Source organism: Embleya sp. NPDC025285, assembly GCF_055558835.1.
The window spans coordinates 47,905-54,795 of sequence record NZ_JBVHLU010000080.1 but is presented as its reverse complement, the minus strand read 5'-3'; the positions used below and the strand labels follow the sequence as shown (position 1 = coordinate 54,795).

Annotated in this window: 8 protein-coding genes; 5 read left to right on the top strand and 3 right to left on the bottom strand. The window is 71.3% G+C overall.

Annotation, left to right across the window (positions count from 1 at the left end):
- The coding region (locus ACZ4FV_RS37940; protein ID WP_402237517.1) for a hypothetical protein at nucleotides 1-108 on the top strand (108 nt) is incomplete at its 5' end.
- 91 nt (nucleotides 109-199) lie between these two features.
- Here the strand turns inward: ACZ4FV_RS37940 and ACZ4FV_RS37935 are convergent.
- The 3 genes from ACZ4FV_RS37935 to ACZ4FV_RS37925 form a co-directional block, all read right to left on the bottom strand.
- Nucleotides 200-919 carry a YqeB family protein gene (locus tag ACZ4FV_RS37935; RefSeq protein WP_465325130.1) on the bottom strand — a complete coding sequence of 240 codons (720 nt, stop codon included), beginning with the start codon at nucleotides 917-919 and terminating at the stop codon, nucleotides 200-202.
- Nucleotides 897-1,595, bottom strand: coding sequence for a TetR/AcrR family transcriptional regulator (locus ACZ4FV_RS37930; RefSeq protein ID WP_465325128.1), 699 nt, complete (start codon nucleotides 1,593-1,595; stop codon nucleotides 897-899). The genes ACZ4FV_RS37935 and ACZ4FV_RS37930 overlap by 23 nt, the downstream gene beginning before the upstream one ends.
- 121 nt (nucleotides 1,596-1,716) lie before the next feature.
- Nucleotides 1,717-2,214 carry a MerR family transcriptional regulator gene (locus tag ACZ4FV_RS37925; RefSeq protein ID WP_402237502.1) on the bottom strand — a complete coding sequence of 166 codons (498 nt, stop codon included), beginning with the start codon at nucleotides 2,212-2,214 and terminating at the stop codon, nucleotides 1,717-1,719.
- 274 nt (nucleotides 2,215-2,488) lie between these two features.
- Here ACZ4FV_RS37925 and ACZ4FV_RS37920 point away from each other — a divergent pair, with 274 nt between their 5' ends.
- From ACZ4FV_RS37920 to ACZ4FV_RS37905, 4 genes are all read left to right on the top strand, one after another.
- Nucleotides 2,489-3,538, top strand: coding sequence for an aldo/keto reductase (locus ACZ4FV_RS37920; protein WP_395870313.1), 1,050 nt, complete (start codon nucleotides 2,489-2,491; stop codon nucleotides 3,536-3,538).
- A 251-nt stretch (nucleotides 3,539-3,789) separates the two neighbouring features.
- Nucleotides 3,790-4,869 carry an ABC transporter substrate-binding protein gene (locus ACZ4FV_RS37915; RefSeq protein WP_402237499.1) on the top strand — a complete coding sequence of 360 codons (1,080 nt, stop codon included), beginning with the start codon at nucleotides 3,790-3,792 and terminating at the stop codon, nucleotides 4,867-4,869.
- A gap of 101 nt (nucleotides 4,870-4,970) precedes the next feature.
- The gene (locus ACZ4FV_RS37910) at nucleotides 4,971-5,972 is read left to right on the top strand and encodes a FecCD family ABC transporter permease (RefSeq protein ID WP_395870338.1); all 1,002 of its coding nucleotides are present in this window, start codon (nucleotides 4,971-4,973) and stop codon (nucleotides 5,970-5,972) included.
- Nucleotides 5,969-6,877, top strand: a complete 909-nt coding sequence (locus ACZ4FV_RS37905) for an ABC transporter ATP-binding protein (protein ID WP_395870309.1) — start codon at nucleotides 5,969-5,971, stop codon at nucleotides 6,875-6,877. The genes ACZ4FV_RS37910 and ACZ4FV_RS37905 overlap by 4 nt, the downstream gene beginning before the upstream one ends.
- Nucleotides 6,878-6,891: the final 14 nt, after the last annotated feature.

The window sequence follows — 6,891 nt, the reverse complement described above, 5'->3', positions numbered from 1 at the left end:
AGCACGTTGATCAACTCGCTGCAGTGGCACGACAAGCAGTGGGGCCTGGAGACCATGTGCGTCGGCGGCGGCATGGGCATGGCGATGGTGCTCGAACGGCTCAGCTAGGCCCTGTCCGGCGGACAGGACCTGTGGGCGGGCCTTTTGGGCGTGCCTTCGGTCGAGCCGCCGAGATCCGCGGACAGGCTCCCGGGTCGGGTCAGTCGGTGTCGTCGCCGTGCCCGGGTGGTTGCCGGCGGTACTGCTGGGCTCCGTGGCGGTCCCGGACGGTGACGCCCAGTTCGCGCAGCCCGTCCAGGGCCTCCTCGGCCGCGCCGGTCCGCTTGTCGGCCAGTGCCCGCTTGCGCGTGCGCAGCAGGGTGTGCGCGGCCGGGTCGAGGTCGGGGGTGCCGTCGACCCACGCGCCGAATTCCGTCTCGCGCGGGTCGGTCGTACCGCGCCACGGGTAGTCGAATCCGGCGAAGGCCTCGCGCAGTCGTTGCGTCGGCAGGTCGGTCGCACGGACCCGGGCGAGTTCGGACTCGGCCCCGTCCAGGGCGACCAGGTCTCGGCCGTCGGTGAAGACGGCGTCGATCCGGTCCCGGCGTACGTGCAGGCCGGAGCCGTCCCGGTGGATCGCGACGTGGTCGGCGGCCACGGTCACCACGGGGCTTTCCCGGAGGGCCTCGGTGATCAGCCACGCGCCGGTCACCGCGCCGAGCACGGTCGCGATCGGTACCGCCCAGACTGTGGGCAGTCGTGCGGCGAGTCGAAGCGGGCCGGGTGCCGCGCCGACCCGGTCGATCAGCCAGTCGACGAGCGGCCCGACCGCGAAGCCGGCGCCGAGGCCGAGCAGGGTGGCGCCGATTCCGATCACCCAGAGCCACACCGGTGGCATCCGGACCGTGACGGTCTGCTTATCCGTCGCTGCGCTGCCCATCGTGCCCCCATGGCTCGTCCGGTGTCGCTTTCGGTCTGTGGTCCGGGTTCGCGTTCGGCGTTCGGTCGGGTGCCTCGTCCCGTATCTCGCTCGGGGCGGGTGCCAGGTACCGCGCGACGGTGCGGCGCAACGCGGGCGTGGCGTCGCGGGACGGTTCGGCGTTCAGGTACACGGCGTCCACGACGGTCTGGAGCCATTCGGCCGCCTCGATCGGGTCGAGCGTCGCGTCGATCGTGCCGTCGGCGATGCCGCGCTCGATCAGGTGGGCCAGACCGTCCCGGACGATTCGGGCGGTGCGGGTGACCACGTCGACCAGTTCGGGATCGCGGTCGACCTGGCGCAGCAGTTCCACGAGCAGCCCGACCGCGCTCGGGTCCCGGGCGTCGGAGGCGAGAGCGGTGGTGAGTTCGACGATCGCCTCGACGGGGTGTTCGGCGTCGGCGAAACGGGTCACCAGGTCGCGGGACAGCGGCAGATCGCGTTCGAAGATCGCGCGGAACACCGCCCGCTTGTCCGGGAAGTAGTAGAAGACGCCGGCCGTGCTGATGCCGGCTGCCCCGGCGATGTCGGCGACGGTCGTCGGCTCGAACCCCTGCTCGGCGAACAGCCGCGCGGCGGCGAGCGTGATGGCCTCACGCCGCCGGGCCGTTCGTGCGGCGTCCACGGTGCGGGGCACGGGGCTGCCTTCCGATTCGATAACCGATTGATCACTCTAAGAATAGCAGCCTCGCTCGGTCGCTGGTGGGGATGTCGTCGGGGTCGGGGCGGGCCGACGGGGGAGCGGGTGGGTCGGCGCGCTACGGAGTCGGTATTTCTCGCTGCGCGGGTGCCGGATCCGGGTCCGGGTCCGGGTTCGATTCGGGTTCGGGATCGGGTTCGGGTTCGGATCCTCGGTGGGGTTCGGATTCGGGTTCCGTCTCGGCGAGGTAGTCCTCGTAGACGCCCACTTTGTAACCGATCAGGTCGAGGCACTTGTGGAGCTGGGCGATCTGGGCGTGGATGCGGGACTGGTGTTCGCGCAGGATGGCCAGGCGCTCGCGTTCGGTGCCATCGCCGGTGCGGGCCAGTTCGGTGTAATGGCGGATGGCGGGGATGGGCATGCCGGAGCCGCGCAGGATCACGCACATGTTGAGCCAGGCGATGTCGTGCTCGGCGTACAGGCGTCGGCCGCCGGGGTCGCGACGGACCGGGTTGGCCAGGATGCCTTCGCGTTCGTAGAAGCGCAGTGTGTCGATGCTCAGGCCGGTACGGGTCGCGACCTGGCCGATGGTCAGGTCCTTGTGGGTGTCTGTCACGGGTCCAAGGATGGGACTTGACCTGGAGTCGGGTCCAGCTCGTAGATTTCCGGTCGGGAACGCCGCCGGGATCGGGGGCGGGAGCACTTCCCGTCGGGCTGCCGGGGTCGTGTCGCACGCGACCGGCCGGCCCGCGGACCATCGTCGAACACGTTCGCAGGGCCATGCCCGGACGCGAGCGCCCACACGCACACGCCCGCACCACGAGGCCGGTGGAACACGCCGGTTCGAGCATCGGCGCCGGCAGGAACACCGAAACAAGAGGAGCACGAACATGCGCTACCGCACCCTCGGCCGCACCGGCATCCAGGTGAGCGTGCAGGCCCTGGGCACGATGATGTTCGGCGCGGTCGGCAATCCCGACCACGACGACTGCGCCAGGATCGTGAACGCCGCGCTGGATCACGGGATCAATTTCGTCGACACGGCCGACATGTACTCGGCCGGTGAATCCGAGGAGATCGTCGGCAAGGCGCTGCGCGGTCGGCGTGACGACGTGGTCCTGGCGACCAAGGTGCACTTCGCGATGGGGGAGGGGGTCAACCGGGGCGGCAACTCGCGGCGCTGGATCACCACGGCGGTGGAGGACAGCCTGCGGCGGTTGCGGACCGATTGGATCGACCTGTACCAGGTCCATCGCCCGGACGACTCGACCGACATCGAGGAGACCCTCTCCGTCCTGACCGACCTGGTGCGGCAGGGCAAGATCCGCACGTTCGGCTGTTCGACCTTCCCGGCCGAGGACGTGGTCGAGGCCCACCACGTGGCCGAGCGGCGCGGATTGCAGCGGTTCCGGACCGAACAGCCGCCCTACTCGATCCTGGCCCGGGGCATCGAGGCATCGCTGCTGCCGGTGTGCGAGCGCCTCGGCATGGGCGTGCTGACCTGGGGCCCGCTGGCGTCCGGCTTCCTCACCGGCAAGTACCGCAAGGGCGGCCCGATCGATCTGACCTCCGGTCGGGCCGGCCTCAACCCCGGACGCTTCGACCCGAGCCTGCCGGTGAACGCCGCCAAGCTCGACATCGTCGAGCAACTGGTCGAACTGGCCGAGGAGATCGGCTGCACGCTGCCCGAACTCGCGGTGGCCTTCCCGACGGCGCACCCGGCGGTCACCTCGGTCATCATCGGGCCGCGCACCATGGCGCAGCTCGACGCGTTGGTCGAGGGGGCGACGCTCACCCTGGACGACGCGGCGCTGGACCGCATCGACACGATCGTCGCGCCGGGCACGAACACGTATCACCCGGACGGCGCGTGGACCCACCCGGCGCTGGCCCGCACCGCCCTGCGCCGACGCCCGGTGACCGATCGCGCGGCCGGCTGACCTCCCCGGACGCTCCCCGGACACCGGATGCGGACCGTACCCGTTCCGGTGTTCATCCGCGGAGTCCGGCACGGGCGTTCCGGGTGGGGGCCGGTGGGCTCGGTGGGCTCGGTCCGCGGGAGAGGCGGGAACCCGACCTCGGTGGGAACTTACCCGGGGTCTCGGCCGACTGAGTGTCCGGGTTCGCGTTCGCGGGCCGACCGTCGGCACTTCCGGGGAGCAAAACTGTGCGGGGCAGCAAGGTGTGTGGCATGGCCGCCGTGGTGGTTTTGTTCGCGACGGCGTGTGGGGGTGACTCGAAGGACACGAACACCGCCGCTTCGGGCCCGACCGCGTCCGCGACGGGAGCGGGCGGAGGCGGGGCGTCGGGCTTCCCGGTGAAGGTGACGGACTGCGCCGGTGCCGAGACGACGTTCACCGAGGCGCCGAAGAAGGTGGTCACGAGCAACGCCTCCAGCCTGGAGATGTTGTTCTGGCTCGGCGCCGGGGACCGGGTGGTCGGCACCGGCTTCCCGCCGGGCAAGGGCACGATGCCGGCGCAGTTCGCGGCGCAGGCCGACAAGGTCCGGGTGCTCGGCGACATGGTGATCCCCAAGGAGCAACTGCTCGGCTCGGGCGCCGACCTGTACATCGACACCTTCGCCGACATGGGCGGCATGGGAGCGATGGGGTCGGGGCCCTCGGCCAAGGAGTTCGCCGCCGCCGGCATCAAGCACATCTATCTCAAGTCCACCGCGTGCGCGACCAAGCGTCCCGGCCCGCAGCAGGACCTGAGCGCGGTCGAGGCGGACATCAAGGAACTCGGGGCGGTGACCGGGACGTCCGCCCGGGCCGACGAACTCGTCGCGGGCATGGAACAGACCGTGGGCACGGTGCGCACCGCACTCGCCGGCCTGCCGCAGGATCGGCGGCCGAGCTACTTCTTCTTCGACTTCGACGCCGGTACCAAGCAGCCGATCGCCGTATGCGGCAAGCAGGTCGCCAACGCGGTGATCACCCAGGCCGGGGCGCGCAACGTGTTCGCCGATTGCGCCGGCGACTTCAAGCCCGTCGCGTGGGAGGACGTGGTCGCCAAGAACCCGGACTGGATCCAGCTCGGCGTCCGGAACAAGGGCAGCGCCGAGGCCAACGCCAAGGCGTTCGACGACGCCGAGCGATTCCTGCGCACTTTCGACGCGACCAAGGGCCTGAACGCGGTCCGGGACGGCAGGTTCGTCCGGATCGGCTCGGAGAGCACCACGATCGCCGGGGTCCGCAACGCCGAGACGGTGCGGCGGATCGCGAGCACGATCCACCCGGACCTGGTCCGGCCCGCACCGGCCGCGGGGTAGGCCCGGTGTTGTCGGTATCCGAGCGCACGACCCGCCGTCGGGACCGGGCGGCGCCGCCGCCGGCCGACGAGGAGCGGGCCCGCCCGGCGCGCACCGCGTGGGTGGTCGCCGTCCTGGCCGTGCTCCTGGTCGTCGCGTTGACCTCGGCGGTGTCGTTGGGTTCGGTGGACATCCCGATCGGTGAGGTGTGGTCGGTGGTCGGGCGCCGGCTGACCGGCGAGCCGCCCGAGGCCGGTACGCGCGACCTGATCGTCTGGCAACTCCGGCTGCCGCGTGCCCTGTTGGCGGCGGTGGTCGGCGCCGGGCTGGGCCTGGTGGGCACCGCCGTACAGGCGCTGGTGCGCAATCCGCTCGCCGACCCGTACCTGCTCGGCATCTCCTCCGGCGCCTCGCTCGGCGCCATCGCGGTGATCGTGCTCGGCGCGAGCACCGGTGGCCTGCTCGGACTCGGCCTTTCCGCCTCGGCGTTCGCCGGTGCGTTGGCGGCGTTCGCCCTGGTGTGGGCCCTGGCCCGACGAGGTGGCGGGTTCTCCCCGCTGCGCCTGGTCCTGGCCGGGATCGGGGTGGGCCAGTTCCTGTCCGGATTCACCAGCTTCCTGGTACTTCAGGCGGGTGACGAACAGCAGACGCGCGGCGTGCTGTTCTGGCTGATGGGCAGCCTCAGCGGCGCGCAATGGGAGCAACTGGCCCTGCCTGCCGCGGCCGTGGCCGCGGGGCTGATCGGGTTGCAGGCCCGGGCCCGGGCGCTCAACGCGTTGCTGATGGGCGACGAGACGGCCGCCGGGCTGGGCGTGGACGTGGCCCGACTGCGGCGCGAACTGTTCGCGGTGACCAGCGTGTTGACCGGTGTCCTGGTCGCCGTGTCGGGGGCGATCGGCTTCGTCGGACTGATGGTTCCGCATGTCTGCCGGCTGCTGATCGGCGGTGACCACCGCCGACTGCTGCCGGTGTCGGCGTTGTTCGGCGCGGTGCTGTTGGTCGCGGTGGACACCGTGGCCCGGACGGCGGTGAGTACGCAGGAGTTGCCGATCGGCGTGGTCACCGCTGTTCTCGGCGCCCCGGTCCTGCTGCTCCTGCTCGATCGACGGCTGGAGACACGATGACGGGCGGCGGCGTGGGCGATCGCGCGGATGGCGGGCCGGGCGAGGAGGTGCGCGGCGTGGGCGCCGAGCAGACGCGAATCACCGTGCACGATCTGCGCGTCGCCCTCTCCGGCCGGGACATCCTGACCGGGGTCGGGCTGATCGCGGCGGGTGGTGAGATCACCGGCCTGGTCGGCCCCAACGGCAGCGGCAAGTCCACCCTGCTGCGCACGATCTACCGACACCTGAAGCCGCAGGCCGGCCGGGTCCTGCTCGGCGATCGGGACCTGCGTGCGATGACCCCGGCGGCGGCGGCCCGACATGTCGCGGCGCTGCCGCAGGAGCGGGAGAACGACTTCGATTTCACCGTGCGCGAGGTGGTCGCGATGGGGCGGACCCCCTACCAGAAGGCGTTCGCCGGGGACAGCGCCGCGGATCGGGCGGCGGTGCTGATCGCGCTGGTCCAGGCCGGAGTCGAGGCACATCAGGGCCGGCGCTTTTCGACCCTGTCCGGCGGTGAACGCCAACGCGTCCTGCTGGCCAGGGCGTTGGCTCAGGAACCGGACGTGCTGGTGCTGGACGAGCCGACCAATCACCTCGATGTGCGGCATCAGGTCGAACTCCTGGCGCTGTTGCGCGCCCAGGATCGTACGACGCTGATCGCGCTGCACGACCTCAACGCGGCGGCCTCGGTGTGCGATCGGCTGCACGTACTGCACCGGGGCCGGTTGCGCGCGTCCGGGTCGCCGCGCGAGGTGCTCACTCCGGAACTGCTCGCCGAGGTGTTCGGCATCCGTGCGGTGATCCTCGACCACCCGCTCACCGGTGATCCGCTGATCGCGGTCGACCACCGGACGACGGCGGCTCCGGTGACTCCGGTGACAGCCGGGCGAGGCGGCGAATTCGGGTTGCGCTCGGGCGGATGATCGGGTTGGGTTCG

Bases quoted from the DNA above. Each gene is read 5' to 3' on its own strand.
- ACZ4FV_RS37905 (WP_395870309.1), top strand. From the start codon at position 5,969: ATGACGGGCGGCGGCGTGGGCGATCGCGCGGATGGCGGGCCGGGCGAG.
- ACZ4FV_RS37915 (WP_402237499.1), top strand. From the start codon at position 3,790: ATGGCCGCCGTGGTGGTTTTGTTCGCGACGGCGTGTGGGGGTGACTCG.
- ACZ4FV_RS37920 (WP_395870313.1), top strand. From the start codon at position 2,489: ATGCGCTACCGCACCCTCGGCCGCACCGGCATCCAGGTGAGCGTGCAG.
- ACZ4FV_RS37935 (WP_465325130.1), bottom strand. From the start codon at position 919: ATGGGCAGCGCAGCGACGGATAAGCAGACCGTCACGGTCCGGATGCCA.